Below are 19,380 nucleotides of genomic sequence, written 5' to 3' on the forward strand. Positions count from 1 at the left end.
TCTACCACGGCCATGACGTAGCAACTGCCGGCGTTGTAGCGGGTACGCATACTACAACTATCGAGTTTGTAGTCGATTGGCCGCTTCAGGGTGGACGTATTCGTGCTCAAACGCCGGCTACATAAGAACGAGGCAGAAACAAGCTTGCACTGCGGACCAAGTTGGTCGCGGCGACGACAAGGGCAAGCTATTTGTCACGGCGATATCAGCCTCGACCAAAGGTCGCTGACTGACGTGACGGGAACGAAAAAGCTATGGGCATATCCGCCTCCTCCGCGTGATTTCTTTACGACTTTTTAGCTGAGTTATCACGATGAGGCGATTATTGCGCATAGGCCTTGTAGGCTTCATCTGCTGCATCGCAGGGGGTGCTGGCGTTATCCTGTATGAACAATGGCCCGATTTTACGCCGGCCACGCACACATACCATTCAGCGACTTCCCGTTTGTACTCGTTTGGTCTCCCCTGGCACTGCTAGCGGTATTTCACGATCTGCAGCAATAGGACTAGCCGGCAGCAGCGTTACTCCCGGCATGACCAATACGCCAGCACGCACGCTGATGTCTCCTCCGATGATGCGGTTCGATTCGAAAATAAGGGTTGCTGAACCGCACCAGCCCCTCAGTTCGCGACACGCAGCAAGGCGCTGCTCAGGGCATGCACCAGGTTAGGTGTCGACACTGGGCCACCGAAAGGCCACAGGCCTGCGGGCAGTTCGATCAGCCTGCCCTGCTTCACTGCTGGAACCTGCTGCCAGATGGTCGATTTACTGGCACCGGGGCGGCCATCGCTGAGCAGGGCGAGGGTGGTGTCCAGGCTCAGCAGGTCTTCCACCGTCTTGGTATCCACACCTTGCCTGGCCGTGATGCCCATCCACGGGCCGGTCAGGCCCAGGGCTTTCTGTATACCACCGGGCACGCTGTTGCCGGCGAAGGCCCACATCTGCGATACACCGCCCAAGCCTTGCAGTATGGCCAGGGGTTTGCCTGCCCAGCCGGCAGCTTGCAAGCGCAGGCGTTCCGTCGCGATCTGCGCGTCCAGCTGCTGCAATGCCTGCTCGGCACGGCTGGCTAGGCCCAGTGCAGCACCTACACTTCGATAGTCGCTGTACACCCCGGCCAGGCCGTCCTGTTCGGGGTTAGGCAGCATCAGGGTTGGCGCGATACGCTCGAACAGGCCGCGTAGGCTGGCGTGGCGGAAACCGACGGCGATGATCAGGTCGGGCTGCAACCGGGCCATAGCCTCTATCGAGGGCTGTTGCCGGTTGCCGACGCTGGCCACATGGCGCAGCTGATCCTTGCCTACACCCACCCAGCGGGCATAGCCCTTGGGGTCGGCCACGCCTACTGGGACGATGCCTAGCGCCAGCGCCATCTCCGTGGCGTGATACTCCAACGTCAACACGCGTGGTGTGCGCCTGTGTGCCCGTGCCAGCAGGGGGCTGAGCGCCAGTCCGCCGGCGGCAGCCAGGAAATGGCGGCGATCAGTCTTCATGGTGCCAATGCTCCATCAATGCGTGCAGTTGGGTCTGGTTCAGCGCGGTCAGGTGCGGGCAGGTGGCGCAGTACACCACGCCAGGCACCTCGTGCCGCAGACAGCAGTGGCGCCTTAGCCGGGTGGGCTCGGCGATCACTTCGGGAATCAGCGGCGCGACGTAGTGCACCGGGTGGCGCATGGGATTGCGCCGATCAGGCCCATCTGGGTCAACGCCCGGCCAGAGAGCGTTCTCCAGCAGGAAGGCCCTGTCCTGCTCCAGCACCAGGGGCGGTTGGGGGAGCTTGGCCAGTTGCCCAAAGATGGCTTCAAGCAGATTGCCCAAATTATTCCACAGCACCCGCTGCGACACCTTGCCGTGCTTCGCCAGGGCGGCAATCAACGTTTGCAGGTGTTGGTCCATTAGCGGCAGCCAACGCTCGGCAGCGGCCTGTCCGGCCAGCATGGGGGCGCCGACCTCGGCATAACGGAAAGCGCAGACCTCGCCCTGGGCGTTCAGCCGCAGGTGCAATGCGCCCATGGCCTGCGGCATGCGCCAGCCCGCCAGCAGGAGCGGCACCATGGGAATCAGCAGACTGGCAAAGTAGCGCTTGGACCACTGCGAAACCAAGGCCCGCCGGGGTGCACCGGGATGCAGCCGGGCATAGGGAGCCAGCACCTCGGCCATGCAGGCCGGATCAAGCAGGCTGGAAACGGGGAATTCCTCGGCACCATCGGGCGCCAGCACCATGCAGCGGGTATAGGGGGCCAGTGGCCCGATCAGCCATTGTCTAGGGTCTACCTTCTCCATCATGCTGTCCTGCGCGCCTTGGCCAGCAGCCAGAGAAAATAGGGGGCGCCGATAAAGGCGGTCACCAGGCCGAACGGTAGATCGCGCGGGGCCAGCAGGGTGCGGCCGGCCAGATCGGCCAAGCCGCAGAGTGAGGCCCCCAGCAATACCGCCAGGACCAGGCGGACGCGGAAGCGGCCCACGCCCAGCAAACTGGCCAAGTGGGGTGCCACCAGGCCGACAAAACCCACAGGGCCGGCCGCGGCCACGGCGACGCCAGTCAGTGCGCTGGCCAGCAGCAAGGCTTGCAGACGGGTGGCCTGGACAGCCAAGCCCAGGCTGCTGGCGGTTTCGTCGCCCAGCCCCAGCAGATCGAGCCCCCGTGCCAGATAGTAGGCGCCGGGTAGCAGACACAGTACGCCCCCCAGTAGTAGGACAACCTCGGGCCAGCCTCGGCCATAACTACTGCCGGCCAGCCAGGTTACCGCCTGGGCTACCTGCAGCTTGGACTGCGATACCACCAGTGTGCCCATGGCGCCGCCCAGCGTCGCCAATGCCATGCCAGCGAGAGCCAATTGCATGGGCTCCCAGGAGTGCCGACGGGTAGCCCACAGCAATATACCCAGCATGCCGGCCGCTCCGGCCAAGGCAAACAGCAGACGCAAGCCCAGAGTGGGTTCGACGAACAGTGACAGCGATAGCAGCACGGCCAGAGCGGCTCCCTGGCTCAGGCCCATCAACTCCGGGCCGGCCAGCGGGTTGCGCACCACTCCCTGCAGCAACACGCCGCTGGCCGCCAGCAGGCCACCAGCTAGCATGGCCACGCCTATGCGGGGACCGCGCAAATCCACCAGCAAGGCGGCAAAACTGGTTGGCTCACGCCAGGCCTGCTGCAGCATTGCGGGCGACATTTGCAGCGCCAGCATAGCTACGAACAATACCGCCAGCAGCGCCATGCCCAGCACCAACCGCTGATCACGGCGGCGACCTTGCGGTTGCGGCGTGGGTGCCGGCAATACCGTATGGCTTTGCCGGCCGATCAGCCACAGCAGCAGCGGCGTACCGGCCAGGGCCGTAGCAATGCCCAGCGGCAGCATACTGCGGCTGGTATCAGCCAGCCAGTCGGCGGCCGGATCGGCCAGGGCCAGCAACAGGGCGCCTGCAAGGGCAGAGGCAGGCAGCAATCGGCTGGACTGGGTGAGGCCAGCCATACGCAGCAGATTGGGAGCAATCAGGCCCACCAGGGCAATCGGCCCAGCCAGGGTAACCGCCACCGCCGACAGCAAGGTAGCCACCAACAGCAGGCGGCGGCGGAAGCGATCCACGTCCAGACCCACAGCAGAGGCGGCATCGTCGCCCAGGGCCAGCAGTTGCAGCGATGCCCTGCTGCGCCAGGCAATCAGCAGTGCTAGGCAGAACCAGGGCAGGCTGGTCGTCACACCCCGCCAACCGGGCTGGAACAGCGAGCCTGCGCTCCACAATGCGACGCCGGCCACGTTCTGGTCGAACAGCACCATCAGCAAGCTGACCACGGCCGACAGCAGAAGCGACACTACCGTGCCAGCCAGCACCAGAGTGAGCGGGTGTGCCCGCCAACCGCCCGCCACAGTAAAACACAAGGCAACGGCCAAAAGGGCACCGACAAACACCGCTGGCACGGCTGCCAGCGCCATGCTGGCAGGCAGCAGCACGGCCACGATCAAACCCAGCTGCGCGCCGGCAGTCACCCCCAGCACGCTGGGAGAGGCCAGCGGATTACGCGACAAGGCCTGTAGCAGGCAACCCGCCATACCCAGCGAGGCACCTGCCAGCAGCGTGGCCGCCAGGCGGGGAAGCCGCAGTTCGGCCAGCGCCACCCACAGCATGCCACTATCTACACCGCCAGCCAGCCATTGCAACACCGTTGCCCGACCCGACGGCAGCGGCCCTAGCAAGCTCCAGCACAGTGCCAGAATCAGGCCGGCAGTCAGCAGCCAGGGCAGGCGCTGTGGCAGTGACGCGCCGTTCAATCCCCGCATGCCAACACCTCGATCGTCTGGGCCATCCTGGGCAGGCAGACCGATTGTCCATCCACCACGCCACGCCACATCGGCACGCCAAATATGGTCTCCAGCTGGGCCGGAGTCGCCACATCGGCAGGATGTCCACTGGCATACACCCTCCCCTCCCGCAGCAGCACCATATGGTCAGAGAATGCAGCGGCCTGGTTCAGGTCATGCAGTACCCAGACAACGGTCATGCCGTGCTCGCGGTTGAGGCGATGCACCAGTTGCAGCACTTCCAATTGGTGGCGCACATCCAGAAAGGTCGTGGGCTCGTCCAGCAGCAGTACCCGCGCGCCCTGCGCCAGTGCCATGGCCACCCAGGCTCGCTGCCGCTCACCGCCCGACAGGGCGGCCAGCTCTCTGTCGCGCAAGGCGGCCAACCCGGTGGCGTCGATGGCCCAGTTGATCCAGCGCTGGTCTTCCACGCCTACCTTGTCGGCAAGCCCGGTATGGGCAAAGCGGCCACAGCACACCAGCTCAAGCACGGTCATGCCGGATGGGGTCAGCGGCGATTGCGCCAGCATGGCCAGGCGCTTGGCACGCTCCCTGGGCGCCAGATCGGTAATAGGGGCATCGCCCAGCCGGGCAGTACCCGAGGTGGGCCGTATCAGGCCTGCCAGGGTGCGCAACAAGGTACTCTTGCCGCAGCCGTTGGGCCCGCACAGGGCGGTGATCCGTCCTGCCGGAAACATCAGGTTCACCGCCTGCAGGATGGTGCGCCCACCCAATGTCACAGCCAGTTGCTCGGCGCTGAGGGTCTCGGGGGCCTGGGAAGCTGTATGCATAAACGCTGACGGGGCAGCCATAGTGTGGCCGCCCGGTTGATAATTCAAACGAGAATTATTACGTATTTTGTCCAGTCTGTCTGTTGCACAGCAGCATTCACAACTATCAGTGTGGGTCGTCGGAGTGACGCACACTCGCCCCGCAGGGATGCATTCATACCCATCCCATGTCCGAATAGGCCGGCAGATACGCTCACAGCCTGTGCCCCATCACGACCGAATGCGGCTACTGGCAACACCCACTAGGCCGCCTCCTCCAAGCAGGCTTCGGCCTGGTCTGGCGTGGCCCAGGCAATGGGCAGCGGCGCATCAGCCGTGGCGTAGCGCTCCTCTCCCAATATGGAGTTCACGATGGTGGCGCCACGCCAGGCCGCCAGACTCAGCTGTGGGTCGGCAATGCCATGGCTGTAACGGCCACCGTTTTGGACATAGATACGATGCTGGGATGGCCCGGCCCAGTCTACCGAGAAGTCCCGCTGCAGCAAGAACCGGCCTTCCGGGTCCAGGTCCAGCCTGTCCTGCAGCGGTGCCAGGCAGTCTGGCACCTTGGTCAGGTAGCCGGTGGCCAGGACGACGACATCCGCATCGACCTTATCATACTGGCCGTCGAAGCCATTATGCGCCGTCAGTGTCCAGCCTCCGCCGGACGCTGCCTCCATCGCCTTGACATCGCGGTGAGGCAATATCTGCAGGCACTGGCTGTCGCCAGTCAGGAAACCATTGGTATATAGCGCCTGATACAGCTGCTTGAGCGTATCGGGCGATATGCCGTCGCTGGTCAGTTTTTGCCGGTCGACGATGGCAGGCTTGCGTGCCATGGGTAGGCGGTGGAAGGCATCGACGTAATAGGGTGTAAAGAATTCGTTCGAGAAGGGCGTTTCATCGAGCGCTTCCAGGGTCTGACGACGTGACAGCCAGGTGATGGAGGCGGGCTTGCCACGCTTGCCGGACATCAGGTCCAGAACCACTTCGGCGCCACTCTGGCCGCCGCCGACCACGACCACCCGCTGGCCGTCCACGCCTGGCACCCGTGCCAGATACCGGTGGGTGTGCAGACATTGCGGATGATCATGCGGCCGAGCCCATTCCGGGATGCGTGGCGTGGTACCTGTTGCCACCACCAGGTGGCGGGCCCTGGCTTCGCCCTGATCGAAACGCAGGGTAAAGCCGTTTTCGCCGAACTGTACTTCGCGCACCTCGTGATTGAGCTGCAGATTTGGCAGCTTGCCGGCCACCCACTTTAGGTAGTCGGCAAACTCGCGGCGCTGCACATGGCTGAATTCGGCATTGATAAAGCGATAGAAGCGGCGATGGGCCACCAGATAAGCCAGGAAGGAGTAGGCGCTGGTTGGATCAGCAGCCGTGACCAGATCCTTCAGGAAGGAGGTCTGCAGCTTGGCATCGTCCAGCATCATGCCGGGATGCCAGTCGAAGTGCTCGCGCTTGTCAAAAAAGCGGCTGCGCATGGTCTGGATGGGCGCAAGCAGGGCAGCCACGCTGAGATTGAAGGGACCTGCGCCTATGCCGGCGATGTCGAGTTGAACTGTCATGATGCTTCCTGGGTTATGAATTTGATTGCTGGGCCGGCAGCAAACCGGCCCAGTCGGGGATTAGGCTGTCGCCAGCGTGTCCCCGATCAGCAGAGGGTTGTTCAGCGCAGGGCCCAGCGCGTGGATGGGCCGGCTGGCGGTATCGCCATATCCGGCAGCAAAGCGGGCACGATTAAGCGACAGGCGGGGCATACTGGGGTTGAACAGGTCCAGTTCGGCAAACCGCGCAGCCAGCGCCGTGTGGCCTGCTTGGTAATGGCGCAGTCGCTGGCTCAGCAGCGCATAGAAGCGCCGCTCCTGCAGCAGCCCGGATCCCTCCAGCAGGGGGGCCATGAAGCGGAACACGCTGGCAAACAGGCCGGTCCAGAGGTTGTGCACTAAGTAGTGCGAAGGCATGGTGGGGAGGGCGGCCCAGACGGCAGGATCCAGCCCTTCCGGCTGCGCCCATTCCGCCTCGGTGCGGAACAGATCGCCCTGGTAGTCCTTCAGCAGGATGCCCGCTGGGGCATGGTTGGCAAACCGCAGCATCAGGTTTTGGCCATGCGCGATAAAGCCCAGGCCATACCTTGCCTGCAGATGGTAGAGCGGTACCACGGCCAGATCGAACAGACGGACCAGCCACTCCTCGGCCGACAGGCCCGAGGCGCGGATCAGCTCTACCACCAAGGGTTGGCCCTGGTCGTCCGCCTGCTGCAGCACCGCTGCCATCAGGATGGACTCACCCATGCCGCAGCGGCTCTCGGTACTCTCGCGCCAGACGGCACCCAGCATTTCGTCGAACTGATAGGGTACGCCCTCCAGTCCGTGATACAGCGGGTGGGCCACGAAGGCAGCCGCTGGCTCGGCCAGGGCATCGCACTGGCAGTGCTGCAGCAGCGCATCCGCCGCCAGCAGCCGCTGCAGCCAATCGGACAGGGCCGGGGTGATGGCAAGGTAGCGTGCAGGCAGGCCCCGATAGGCCGAGGTATTGAGTAGGGTCAGCGGCAGCTTGAGGTTGGGCTCGCTGGGGCGGTCCACGTTGTTCAGCGTCCGCAAGGACTGCTGTGGGGTATATCGATCACCCGCCTCACCCAGCGGTATCAGCAGGCCAGCGTTGATCAGGCCAGCAAATTGTGTCGCGATCATGGCCTGCCACTGCCAGGGGTGCACCGGCAGCAGCCAGTAGTCTTCGGCCCGAGGAGCGGCTGCCGCCAGCAACTGATGCAGGCGGACACGCTCGGCCGCATCGCAGCTGGCGGCCAAGAGGCGTGCAGCATCCCAACCAGGGGCGCAGACCGGCTGCGCCAACGTGCGGCTTACCGCCAGCCAGTGCAACTGAAAGCCTCCCCCTTGTTCCGGCCCGTAGCGCAGGTTCTCTGTAAAACCCCAGCCCACCCTGCCCTTGGAGGGCACGGCCTTTGGATGGCCATCCAGCAAGCGCTGCAGACGGTCTGCAGGCAGCGCCAACCAATCGGCGGCCGACAGGCCCTCGCGGGCGGCCAGCATCTGGGTATCCGCAGCCAGCGTATTCAAGGTCTCGCGCAGGTAGTTGGCCAGGGTCACTGGCGGTATCGCCAGCGGTGCAAGCACATCGGCCAGCAAGGAGATGGCATCCACCACCGGCTGGTCATCGGCCAACTGCCGAACCGAGCCGGGAGCGACCACGATTTGATCCCACAAGTTGAAGTGGCCTCGCCAGCGGTAGCCACCGGCCTTGCTGGCCAGGGTGAATACGCTGTCGCCACTAACGCTGTCCGGCTGCGATTCGGCGGTGACCAGGCCTTCATAACTCAGCTCGGACAGCGCTTTTTCTATCAGCCGGACATTAGCCCGATGCCACAGCGCAGGGGAGTGGAGCCCGGGGTAGCCCTGCGCGACCGTGGGGTGGGATATCACCATGGCGCTCATTGCTCACCCCAGGGACCATACTGGTCGAAGAAAGCCTCACGCTCCAGCAGCATCATGGCTGCCCGCTTGTGTGGGAAGTTGAATTCCTTGCATTTGGCAAAGCCCTGGCTCTGCACATAGCTGATGAACTTGACGTTATCGACCCTGGGCTCGCCGACGATGCGCTGGGTGCGGGGGTCGTCCAGGAACAGGTAGTGGCAGATTGCCCGTATCCACACCGTTACCTTGGCCGGGCCTCGGTGCTGGCTGTTGCCCACCAGCACATGGCAGCCTCGGTCGAAGTCCTGCGCGTCATAGTAGGGCGCCAGCCGGTCTTCCTTGGCCCAATAGGTCTCAAAGTAGGCGAAGGGCTCACCGTCAAATTCTGCAATCAGCGGTAGCGTCTTGGGGTCGTCCAACTGCGTCTGCAGATAGCTAGCGTGCGCATCACGGTCGCCAGCCAGCTCCCAGAAGCGGTGCACCCTATCCTGGTTCATCCAGTCGTGAAACACCGCCAGATCCTGCGCTACGCTGGCAACCCGCATCGTGTACACGCTGTCCAGTTCGGGTAGGTAGCGCCGGTAGACTACGCCTTCCGGCTTGGGCGCACGGCGGGGATGACGTTTCTCCCCTGTCATCACGTAGTCCAGCGCCATGCCGGCCGAGGCGGGTGCAGTCAACCAGAGCGCCGGCTGCTGCCAGAAGGTGCTGCGGCTGCAACTGAGTGCCCAGCCCGAGTCCATGGCTTGCATGCTGGTTGCCACGCCGTGGCGCACTGCGTCCAGGGCAAAGTCTCGCGGACAGGCCAGCTCCATCCGTACCTCCTGCAGGCTGGCATCGCGGCAGAACAGCAGGGCCAATGCCGGCATCAGGGCCAGCGGATGGGGCGTCAATGGCAGCGCCCCAATCAGTACGATGCGGTCTGCGGCTGGGCGGCTGAGCTGCAGCGCCGCCAGTTGCTCACCGCGTATCAGTACATACAGTTTGTCGTCGGTCCACTCGGCACTCGCCAGGTGGCCATTGGGCAGGGTTAGGGTATAGGTGTTCATGGGTGGCTTCCAGAAATCTCAGGCCAGGCCTGCGGAACAGATAGGGTTGTGTATGGGCACATAGGAGCGGAAGGAGCCTTCCGGCTGGGTGGTCTCATTGATATCGCCGAAGCAAATCATGAAGTTGCCCTTGCCCATGATTTCGGGAGAGTTCAGCAGGAAGTCGATGAAATGGGGATAGCGCAACGGCTCGCGACGTAGCCCCTGCAGGAAAGCGTGGAGCTGACGGGACAGCTCGGCCTCACTGGCGATGCCGTCGCCACCCAATGTCGCCACCAGGTTCAATACGTTGTTGACGATCAGGTAGTAGCCGAACAGCTGATTGGTCATGGGCTCGTCGAAGGCCAGCTCGCTGGCTGCCTGGATGCCCGGTACTTCGCCAGCCAGGGCAGCAATGGTTTCGGCGCGGAAGGTAGTGCCCTGGCAATCACGGAACCACATGCCTGCAGGCCAGCCGCCCTCCAGCGCCAGCACGGTATTCTGCTGGTGGGCGCTGAACAGAAAGCCGTAGTCGGCCTGGGCGATCAGGAAGGGCTTGAGCGCCACCTCGAGAAAGCGATCAAACCAGGCGGCCGCCACTGTCGCCAGGGGCTCGCCGCTGGCGTGGGCCAGATCCTGTATCAGCCGCGCCACCATCGACGGCGCCCCGGCGACACCGTCCTGACAGAAAGTGGCCATCACATAGGCAGTTGTGCCCGCCGGGAAAGGATTGTCACGGAAGATGACAAAGCTCTCGGCCAGCGGCTCGCCCGCAGGCGTGGCCAAAGCCAACGCCGCAGTTTCGTGCAGTATGCCCAGCGTGGGGCAGCGCTCCTGCAACTGGCGTCCCAACCGGCTGGCAAATGCACCGTGTATCAACCGACCACGGGCTACTTCAGTGGGCTGCAGCACCCGCCGGGAGTTGGTCAATCTGACCGACAGCGAGAACTTGAGCTGGGCTGGCGCATGGGCGGCATACATGGCCCGCAGGGACGAGGTGGGGAACCAAGACGCCCCGGCCTCGCCCAGGTCGATCAGATCGCCCTGCTGGTGCCAATACCGATAGGCCTGGGTCTGACGGATCACATGGGCCTGCCAGGGGTGTACCGGCAGCAGGCTCCAGCCGTCGGCCCGCGGATAGGCCTGCGCCATGGGCGCAAGCGCCGGGTCGCTGGCAATCAGGGCATTGAGCTGGTCCTGTGCCGTGGCCATGCCCACATCGGTATGCCACAGCGCTGCACCCTTTAGCGCCATCCATGCCAGCGGGGTGCTTCCTGCCATCTCCGGGCTGTAACGACGCAGATCCTCGGGTGTGAATTCGTCGCGGCTCTTTGGGGTGGGGTGTACCGCATGGCCGTAGATCAGCCCTTGTTCCGCCGCCAGATAGTCGGCTGCTGGCCAGGCCAGCGCCTGCATGTCCTGCTGCCGGCTGGTTTCTGCAGCCAGCAGGGTGTTGGCGCTATCCAGCACCCGGCGCAGGAACAGCCTGCGGGCATTGTCGCTGGTGCCGGGCGCCAGCGTAGGCTCACCTGCCAGCAACGCAACAGCCTGGGCAAAGTCCAGTTCGAAGGCCTCATCATTGAAGCTGATGAAATGCAGCTCACCGGTAAAGCGATGGCGCCCGGCAGGAGAGTAATGGCACAGGGGCACAATCAACGCCCCGCCCGGGCGAGTCAGGGGCAAGCGCAATGCGCCTGCAGGGCCGGCCAGATCATGGGCATTGGAGCCGATCATGGCGGCATGCGGCCACTCGCGCCACAGGGCATTCATGAATGCCGTCAGCGAGGCTGTTTCACGGCGGATGGAGGGGTGTATCAATGCGATTCATCCTTAGCGGATTGGTAGGTCTTTTTATTAAACAATAATTATTCTTATTTGCAAACAGACGTTCGACCGATACAATCCGCCGCCTAACGGGACTGGGCCATTCACCCGTTCAAGGGAGCAAGGATTGCAGGCAGAAGCAATGGAAAGAACAGCGAAGCATCAAGTGGGCAGCGCGCAGCAAGCGCTGCAGCCCGGTAAGCGCACGCTCGTGGTTCTGGCCCTGGCCGCTGTGGTGATGGGGCTAGGCCAGACCACCCTGTTTACTTTCCTACCGCTACTGATGCATCACACTGGGTTGGACCTGGCACACATCACGCTGGCGTTTGCCGTGGGTTCAGGCCTGTTTCTGCTAGGTTCCCCACTCTGGGCCATGCTGTCGGACAAATTGGGGCGACGCAGCGTGGTTGCCATTGCGCTACTGGGGTTCGGCCTTAGCCATGCCATGCTGCTGTGGCAGATGCAGCAGGGGGAGCACTGGGCCGGCCAAGCCGACACCCTGCTGGCTGGCCGAATACTGTATGGCCTGACGGTTTCAGGCCTGATACCTACCTGCCAGGCTTGGTTGGCAGACCTGAGTGCCGCCGAACATCGACTGGCTGCGCTGTCACGACTGTCGGCCGGGCTGACCCTGGGCCGGTTGCTTGGCCCGGCACTGGCCGCCGCCAGCCTGTGGCTGAACCCTTTGGGTCCCTTGTGGCTGGTGGCACTGGCGGCCTGGCCCGCACTGCTGCTACTGCCCATGGCCCGGCCCCCGTCAGGCAAAGCAAGCACAACTGTCAGCAACGCCCTGAACTGGCGGCCCGTGCTTGCCTGGCTGGGCTTTGCCTGGGCCATGCAGATGGCGCTGGGCCAAGTGCAATACACACTGGGTCCATGGCTGACGCAGCGCTTCGTGCTTGATGCTGCAGCGGCTTCGGCACAGCTAGGCTGGATGCTGACTGGCAGCGCCGTAGTAGTGATGCTGCTGCAGCTGTGGGTGGTGCCTCGCTGCAAGCCTGGCCGTCCCCTGCTGCTGGCTGGCGGTGCCGCCCTGTGCTTGGCCGGCCTGCTCCTTGCGCTGGCCAACCACCTGGCCATGGCCTGGCTAGGCCTTGCCGTAATGGGCATGGCCGCCGCCCTGCTGGTGCCTACCTACACCACCCTCGCCTCCCTGGCTGCCGGCCAGGCGGGACAATCCCGCGTAGCAGGCGCCATTGCAGCCACCCATACCGTGGGCTTCTCCCTGGCCGCCGGGCTAGCGGGCGCGCTGTTCGGGCTGTGGTCGACAGCGCCTTTCCTGCTGGCGTCGCTGCTGGGCGGGGCGATGGTGTTGGGCGGATTGCTGATCTCTCCGCCTCGACTCACACCAGGCTAGCGCACAGCAGCCCCCCCCCTATTTCGGGCCTCCCTTAGCCCGGTTTGATTCATCCCTTGCTTACGACGATCCTCACCATGTCTTCCTTCCGTCTACGTCCCGTCTCCCTGACCCTGTCGCTCGCCCTGGCCAGCCTGGGCGCGCTTGCCAATGACAGCGAACTCGAAACCATCGTGGTCACTGGCTCCCGCACCCCCACCCGTATCAGCGATCTGCCCCGCAGCGCATGGGTAGTCAGCAGTGAGGAAATCATCGAGCAGGCTCGGGCCGGTGTGCCGCTGAAGGAACTGCTCGGCCAGTTGGTGCCCAGCCTGGATGTCGGCCCCCAGGGCCGCACCAACTTCGGACAGAACCTGCGGGGCCGCAGCGTGCTGGTGATGATAGATGGCGTCTCGCTGAACAGTTCGCGCGGAGTGAGCCGGCAGTTTGATTCCATCGACCCCTACAATATCGAGCGCATTGAAGTGCTGTCTGGCGCCAGCGCCATGTACGGCGGCGGCGCCACCGGGGGCGTCGTCAACATCGTGACCAAGCGTGGCAGCAAGGGGCTGCAGTTCAGTACCGAGCTGGGCCTACGCTCGGGTTTCGAAACCAGCGAAGACCATGACTGGCACATCGGCCAATCGCTATCCGGCGGCAATACGTGGGTCAAGGGCCGTCTTGGCTTTGCCTACCAGCGCAACAGCGCAGCCTTCGATGCCTCAGGCAAGCAGGTGACGCCGGACATCACCCAGACCGACCTTCAATACAACCGTGCGGTAGACGTGCTGGGCACCCTGGATTTCAGCCTGCCTGCCGCCCAGAGCCTCAAGCTTACTGCCCAGTACTACGATTCTGGCTTCGATGGCGACAAGGCACTGTACCTAGGCCCCAATCTGGCAGGCGCCCTGGGCGGCCGACCAGAGCTACTGCAGGTGCGCAGCGGCTTCCAGTCCGACATCGAACCACGAACTCGACGAACCCTGGCCATGTTCGACTACCACCTGCCACAGGTGCTGGGCGGGCAGGATGTCTATCTGCAAGGCTCAGCACGTAGCGAGAAGCTGGATTTCTATCCCTTCCCTGGCACCTATAGGGTAGCGGGCGTCAGCGCCTCACCGGTTACGGTGCCCTACTACAGCACCTCGCGCCAAAACACCGACGTCCAAGCGCTGAAGGCGGCCCTGGTCAAGCAAATCGGCGACTTCAAGCTCAGCTACGGCATCGATCTGGACCAGGAGGCGTTTGCAGCCAGCCAAGTGTTGTTCGACGCGGCGCAGGGCTTTGCCACGGGTGGCATGACCCTGAAGCGCAGCGGCGAGGTCGGACGTTATCCTGGTTTCGAGGTCAGGGGGCGGTCGCTATTCATGCAGGCAGATTGGCGCCTAAACGAGCAATGGCAACTGAGCGGCGGACTCCGCCACCAGCGCATGGATGTCTCGGTTGATGACTTCGTCGCCTCCCAGCAGCAGGTGCTGATAGCTGCCGGCATAGGCAAGTCTGCCGCTGCCATACCCGGAGGAGAGAACCGCTACAGCGTGACACTGGCCAACATCGGCGCCAGCTACCGGCTGAATGCCCGCAACCAGCTGTACATGAACTACTCCGAAGGCTTCGACCTGCCCGACCCGGCCAAGTACTATGGCCAGGGCAGCTACAGCCTCAATGGTGGCCGCAATGGCAATTGGGTGTTGAACCGGGGTGTCAGCGTGGCCGGCTCGCCCCTGGCCGGCATCAAGACACGCCAGCTCGAGACCGGCTGGCGCGGTAGTGTTGGTGGCTTCAGCAGCCAGCTTGCCGCCTTCCACGCCTGGTCCGATACCAATATCCAGTTCGTCACCTCCACCCTGGCGATCAACGTCATCGACCAGGACACCCGCAACTACGGTATCGAGGGTGAGCTGGGCTACCGGTTCAACGAGCAGCTGAAGCTGGGCGGCAGCCTCCTGGCCATCAAGTCTGAAGAAAAGAAGAGCGGAAACTGGCAGAACCAAGCCGTTACCGCTGCCAGCCCTAGCAAGGCCACCGCCTATGCCGCCTGGAGCCAGGGAGCCCTGAACCTGCGCCTGCAGACTGTCCGCAATTTCAGCTTGAGCGACCCCAGCGGCGCCAGGCTGAAAGCCTATAGTCTGACCGACCTGCTGGGCAGCTATACCCTGCCGCAGGGCACGCTGAGCTTTGGCATACAGAACCTGCAGGACAGACAATATGCCACCGTCTGGGGCCAGCGCGCCAAGGTGTTCTACGGCAGCCTGGTCGCGCCTGCCACCGTGGACTTCCAGGGTCGTGGCCGTACCTTCAGTATGGCCTACAGCCTAGATTATTGAGCACCCGAGGGTACCGCCGCAGACAGCCCGCACATGCGGGCTGTCTTGCATTCCGGCACATCCTTCCAAGATGGTGGATGATGAATACGCAAGCAGCAAAGCTGCTTGGTATGCTAGAAATCTACCCGCGAGCGGGGAACAGGGGCGCCCACGAGGGGAAATGCATGATCTTGAGATGGATGGCCAGGGCCGGGCTGGCCCTGATACTGCTGGCAGGCGCACTCCCCGCTTGTGCCCGTGAACTGCTGGTGGTCGGCACCCAGTTTGGCCGGCTGTTCGAACAAGCCCCCAACGGGGAGTTCGAGGGACTGGCCGTGACACTGGTGCGCGAATTTGCCAGGGCCGGTGGCCATACCGTGCGCTTTGACATCTACCCCTGGGCACGCGCGCAGATGATGGTACAGACCGGCAAGGCCGATATGCTGATCGGCCCCTACAAGACACCAGAGCGCGAGCTGCTGTTTGCCTTTTCCGACAAGGCTTTTTACCGCGATGAAATGGTGTTCTATGCGCGTACGGGCAGCAGTACGCGCTGGGATGGCGACTATGCCCAGCTGCGGGGGCTGCGCATTGCCGCCATCCGGGGCTGGGCCTATGGTGCGGGCTTTGAGGCAGCCCGGCTGCAGGCGGACATGACCAACAATCTGCAGAGCGGCATCCTGATGCTGAACGAAAAGCGGGTAGACCTGCTGGCCACCAATCGCCGCAATACCGAAGCCCTGCTGGCCACCATGGCCAACCCGCCGGACATCCAGGCGATCAGCCCGATCATCGAGGTGCTGGATGGCTATTTTGCCTTCCCCAAATCGGCAGAGGCCGGCCCCTTGCGCGCAGAGTTCAATGCCTTCTTCAACGGCCTGATACGCAAGGGTGAGCTGGCCAGGCTGGCCCGTCAGCATGGTGTGACCATACCCTGAGGTTCGTTGTCTGCGGCGACTTGTAAATCGCAGGCTGGCCGACGATAAAGAAGGCCAAACACAGGAGAGCGCCATGAATCGAAAAGGGAGCGGTGACCAGCAACCGTTCTTTGCACCTATCCCGGTTCCGCCAGTGCGCCCTGCTGTGCGACGCCCGCTCAACCCGGACGCGATTCCTTATGTGCCGCTGGCGCAGCGGCAAAGCCGTGCCTATATGTACACGCCGTTCGCCAATGAGGACAGCCTCAAGAGCGCACTGGGCGAGAACATGGTGCGCATACGCAAGGGCAAGCAGGCGCATGGCGTGCTGGCCCCTAGCCACAAGATGGCCGATAACCTGGAAGCCATCAGGCAGCAGCGCCTGCAGGAATGGGGTGGTGCCATACACCAGGCCAACCAGACACTGAACAGCCACGCACAGCGCGGCCGGGAACAGGATGCCTTGCTGCTTGATCGCATCAAGCGCATTACCGACCACAACAAGGGTAGCCCCATGGCCAACATGAAGCTGAAGGCCTCGCAGATCAAGAAGCAGCAGTTTGCGCTGGATACCCTGAAAACCGAAAAGATCATGGCGCAGAGCGACCTGGGCCTGCACCAGGAGCGCTTTGCCGCGCTACAGCAGACCCGCATACTCAATACCTCGGCCCACCTGTATCCACAGCTGTTCCCCGACCCGCCACTGCAACACCTGGCACACAAGGACAAACTCTATGTGCTGGGACACGGCGCCCCGGATAGCAGCAAGCTCTATGCGACACAGGACGGCAAGCAGTCGTTGGACGTGCCAGCCCTGCGCGAGCACCTGAAACAGGCCGGGTTGCCCAAGAACTTTGTTGATCTGCGGCTGACCGCCTGCCAGGGCGTGCCGCCAGTCGAAAACTCGCAGCAACGTAAAGCATCGCTGAAGTCCAATTACCTGGTGCCCACCCTGTACCAGGCCATCAAAGAGGACTTCCCCCGCATTCGGGTGACCGGCTATGCCGGTAATGGCGTCACCTTCCCCTTCAACTCGGACCACCATCTGCGGTCGGCGCCGAACAATGATCTGATACGGGGACGACGCAAGGAACTGGCCGTTCGCTATCCACGTTGACGCAGCGCTACGGGCACCTACTTGAAATGCTGCATTTCCGCCTTGTACTCGGGCGACTCCCGGACGGCGGCGACACTGTCCCAGATCTTCTGTGCGTAAGCCGGGTACTTGCCCACAAACGGTTTGGACAGCATCAGGAAGTAAGGCTTGGATACCAGGGGTGGCTCTACCCGCTCTATCCTGGCCCGGAACTCCGGCCGGCTCTCGATACTGGTATCACCCCGCTGGGTTTGCAGGGCCACGCCGGACACCCGCCCCAGCAACAGCTTCTGGAAGTTCTCGTCGGTACTGCGCACGCCTTCATCCAGCTTCAGGCCCATGGCGGTCAGTTGGGCAACGATCGAGAAACCCGGCTGTACGCCTATAGGCAGGCTGGCATGGCGTATGGTGGTGCCATCCCAATCCAGCTTGCTACCCTTGAGGCGGTAAAGGCTATAGCTCTCGTCCAACATACGCTTGGTGGAGTCGGGCTTGTCACCCGACATGGGGTAGACACCCAGTTCCATCCGGTCGCGTGCAAAGCTGATCTTGAACAAGCCATCCATCTCCCCCGCACCAACCAGGGCCATGCAGCGCTTCCAGGGCAGGGGCGTGATACGTATGGGCAGTGACAGCTGCTTCTCGACCATGCGCATCATGATGATATTGAGGCCAGGGCGGTCTTTCATCACCCAGGGATAGGCGTCTTCCTCTTCTGAACACAGATGCAACTGTGCGGGTCGCTCTGCTGCCCAGGTCTGCAGGGGCAACAAAAGCCAAGCGGTGATAGCGAGTAAACAAGACAGCTGAGGTCGCATGGCGCGCTCCCGGGACGACGCATTGGGCACGCGGCGACATGCCCTTATTCCATCAGGGTAGCAGCAGGCGGAAGCATTGCCAGCGAAATGCCACGTTCGCCCCCTTGGGCCTCGATGCATGCGCGGCACGGGCAAACGGGTATTTTTCTACCCGTCTCTGGGTAATAAACCACCCGGCATTGCCAAGCAGGCCCCTGGCAAACCCAGGGCGCCTTCCGATGGCCCGGCTTGGCTGGACACGGTTTCGGGCCTACCCCGCCCAGCCGGCCACCCCATGGTGCAGGATTTGCTAAGGAAAAGCGCATACAGGCCAAACCAAGGAAGCACCAAGATGAGCTCGCGCGACGGCAAGGGTAAGGGAAAAAGGACGCTCGCCACTTTCGCATCAAGCAGCACAGTCAAGCCGGCACCCAAGGCCAAAAAACCCAAGCCAGCGGAACTGCCCGACCTGAACGTCCCCCATACCTACACCCGGCAGTCCAGCACCACCGTAGGCCCCTCCCACCCACTTGCCCCCAAGGTGGGCAAGCCATTCCACGATGCGATAGGCGCCCTGCGTGATGGCGGCGATCAGATCGTCAAGACCCAATTCAACCTGAAGGTAAAACGTGGTACCGACAAGTCGGTGAGCGTGCCTGTCGAGGGGGAATTCAGCGTGATAGGCCAGGGCACCGGCCTGGTACAAGGCTCGCTGCATACCCCCAACCTGACCGCCTATTGGGGCTCCAGCGAGGACCACAGCGTACTGCCGGCCAATCTCAGCCTACAGCGTGCCCGGCTGGAGGGCCGCGCCATCAAGCAACTGACCGAGACCGGCTACCAGGCCGATGCCAAGAAATCCCAGCTGGATGAGCTCAACTTGAACAAGGATGGCAGCTTCCCCAAAAGAACCACGCTGGGCGGCATTGCGCTGGGCGCTCACCTGGAGGACATCACCGCGTACAGGGCAGTCAGCCTGCAAGACGTCGGTTCCGCCATACGGGCAAAGACCATGGCCACCAAATGGCAGATACTGGCGAGCGGCAAGGAGGACGCCGGCCAGGGTTTCCGTGATGATCTGCTGACGGCACTACCACAGCTGGGCAATGACGGCATAGAGGCAGCAGGCCTGAAAAAGACCGGCATCGCAGCGGTCAAGGCGCACTGGGATGCTGGCGGCACGGCGTTCAGTAAACGCAAGCAGACCAAGCATATCCAGGCCTATCACCAAGAGGCCCATCAGGCTGCCAGTGATCTCTTCGTGAAAAAGCTCAAGGATGTCCGGGCCAGTGGGGACTTTGCCCAGGCCGGCAAGTGGTGGACCAAGAAGAGCGCTAAGCTGCAGTCCATCTTTACTGATCTGGCATCGCCGGACGAAGCGACCCGCAAGGACGCCGCAGAACGCTACCAGGCCATAGGCACCAAATACGTGCAGCGCAAGTTCGATAGGCATGGCATCAAGCGCAGCTAGCCGACCAGAACTGCCCCACACTCACAATGGAACTCCAGAAACCTCGCTATCCAAGCAACGCATCATTGCGACGAAGACGAGGTTTCTGGAGTGAAG

General features: G+C 63.0%; 14 protein-coding genes. 5 read left to right on the plus strand and 9 right to left on the minus strand.

Features of this window, described 5'->3' with window-relative positions; translation table 11 throughout:
- Positions 1 to 621 precede the first annotated feature (621 nt).
- The 8 genes from QQK16_RS05115 to QQK16_RS05150 all read right to left on the minus strand — a co-directional run bounded on the left by QQK16_RS05115 (position 622) and on the right by QQK16_RS05150 (position 11,355).
- Positions 622 to 1,494: an ABC transporter substrate-binding protein gene (locus tag QQK16_RS05115; RefSeq protein WP_284195347.1), complete on the minus strand. Its 873-nt coding sequence runs from the start codon at positions 1,492 to 1,494 to the stop codon at positions 622 to 624.
- On the minus strand, positions 1,484 to 2,287 hold the full coding sequence (gene fhuF, locus QQK16_RS05120; RefSeq protein ID WP_284195348.1) for a siderophore-iron reductase FhuF: 804 nt from the start codon (positions 2,285 to 2,287) through the stop codon (positions 1,484 to 1,486). The genes QQK16_RS05115 and fhuF overlap by 11 nt, the downstream gene beginning before the upstream one ends.
- The gene (locus QQK16_RS05125) at positions 2,284 to 4,281 is read right to left on the minus strand and encodes an iron ABC transporter permease (RefSeq protein ID WP_284195349.1); all 1,998 of its coding nucleotides are present in this window, start codon (positions 4,279 to 4,281) and stop codon (positions 2,284 to 2,286) included. The genes fhuF and QQK16_RS05125 overlap by 4 nt, the downstream gene beginning before the upstream one ends.
- Positions 4,269 to 5,093: an ABC transporter ATP-binding protein gene (locus QQK16_RS05130; protein ID WP_284195350.1), complete on the minus strand. Its 825-nt coding sequence runs from the start codon at positions 5,091 to 5,093 to the stop codon at positions 4,269 to 4,271. The genes QQK16_RS05125 and QQK16_RS05130 overlap by 13 nt, the downstream gene beginning before the upstream one ends.
- A gap of 242 nt (positions 5,094 to 5,335) precedes the next feature.
- A complete protein-coding gene (locus tag QQK16_RS05135) occupies positions 5,336 to 6,643 on the minus strand; it encodes a lysine N(6)-hydroxylase/L-ornithine N(5)-oxygenase family protein (RefSeq protein WP_284195351.1) in 1,308 nt (435 codons plus the stop codon).
- Positions 6,644 to 6,703: 60 nt separating this feature from the next.
- On the minus strand, positions 6,704 to 8,521 hold the full coding sequence (locus tag QQK16_RS05140; protein ID WP_284195352.1) for an IucA/IucC family protein: 1,818 nt from the start codon (positions 8,519 to 8,521) through the stop codon (positions 6,704 to 6,706).
- Positions 8,522 to 8,526: 5 nt separating this feature from the next.
- Positions 8,527 to 9,558: a GNAT family N-acetyltransferase gene (locus QQK16_RS05145; protein ID WP_284195353.1), complete on the minus strand. Its 1,032-nt coding sequence runs from the start codon at positions 9,556 to 9,558 to the stop codon at positions 8,527 to 8,529.
- A gap of 18 nt (positions 9,559 to 9,576) precedes the next feature.
- On the minus strand, positions 9,577 to 11,355 hold the full coding sequence (locus QQK16_RS05150) for an IucA/IucC family protein (RefSeq protein WP_284195354.1): 1,779 nt from the start codon (positions 11,353 to 11,355) through the stop codon (positions 9,577 to 9,579).
- Positions 11,356 to 11,503: 148 nt separating this feature from the next.
- On the opposite strand from QQK16_RS05150, the gene QQK16_RS05155 reads away from it, so the two are divergent.
- The 4 genes from QQK16_RS05155 (at position 11,504) to QQK16_RS05170 (ending at position 17,037) form a co-directional block, all read left to right on the plus strand.
- Complete coding sequence (locus tag QQK16_RS05155) at positions 11,504 to 12,718, plus strand: MFS transporter (protein ID WP_284195355.1); 1,215 nt, start codon at positions 11,504 to 11,506, stop codon at positions 12,716 to 12,718.
- 77 nt (positions 12,719 to 12,795) lie between these two features.
- On the plus strand, positions 12,796 to 15,024 hold the full coding sequence (locus QQK16_RS05160; protein WP_284195356.1) for a TonB-dependent receptor: 2,229 nt from the start codon (positions 12,796 to 12,798) through the stop codon (positions 15,022 to 15,024).
- Positions 15,025 to 15,188: 164 nt separating this feature from the next.
- Complete coding sequence (locus QQK16_RS05165) at positions 15,189 to 15,941, plus strand: substrate-binding periplasmic protein (RefSeq protein WP_284195357.1); 753 nt, start codon at positions 15,189 to 15,191, stop codon at positions 15,939 to 15,941.
- Positions 15,942 to 16,014: 73 nt separating this feature from the next.
- Positions 16,015 to 17,037: a hypothetical protein gene (locus QQK16_RS05170; RefSeq protein WP_284195358.1), complete on the plus strand. Its 1,023-nt coding sequence runs from the start codon at positions 16,015 to 16,017 to the stop codon at positions 17,035 to 17,037.
- Positions 17,038 to 17,054: 17 nt separating this feature from the next.
- Here QQK16_RS05170 and QQK16_RS05175 read toward each other — a convergent pair whose 3' ends face one another.
- Positions 17,055 to 17,786, minus strand: a complete 732-nt coding sequence (locus QQK16_RS05175) for a substrate-binding periplasmic protein (RefSeq protein WP_284195359.1) — start codon at positions 17,784 to 17,786, stop codon at positions 17,055 to 17,057.
- A 379-nt stretch (positions 17,787 to 18,165) separates the two neighbouring features.
- Here QQK16_RS05175 and QQK16_RS05180 point away from each other — a divergent pair, with 379 nt between their 5' ends.
- Complete coding sequence (locus QQK16_RS05180) at positions 18,166 to 19,284, plus strand: hypothetical protein (protein ID WP_284195360.1); 1,119 nt, start codon at positions 18,166 to 18,168, stop codon at positions 19,282 to 19,284.
- The last annotated feature ends 96 nt before the right edge of the window (positions 19,285 to 19,380 follow it).

This window comes from Chitinimonas prasina (assembly GCF_030160395.1).
In the GTDB taxonomy this organism is placed as follows: Bacteria; Pseudomonadota; Gammaproteobacteria; order Burkholderiales; family Chitinimonadaceae; genus Chitinimonas; species Chitinimonas prasina.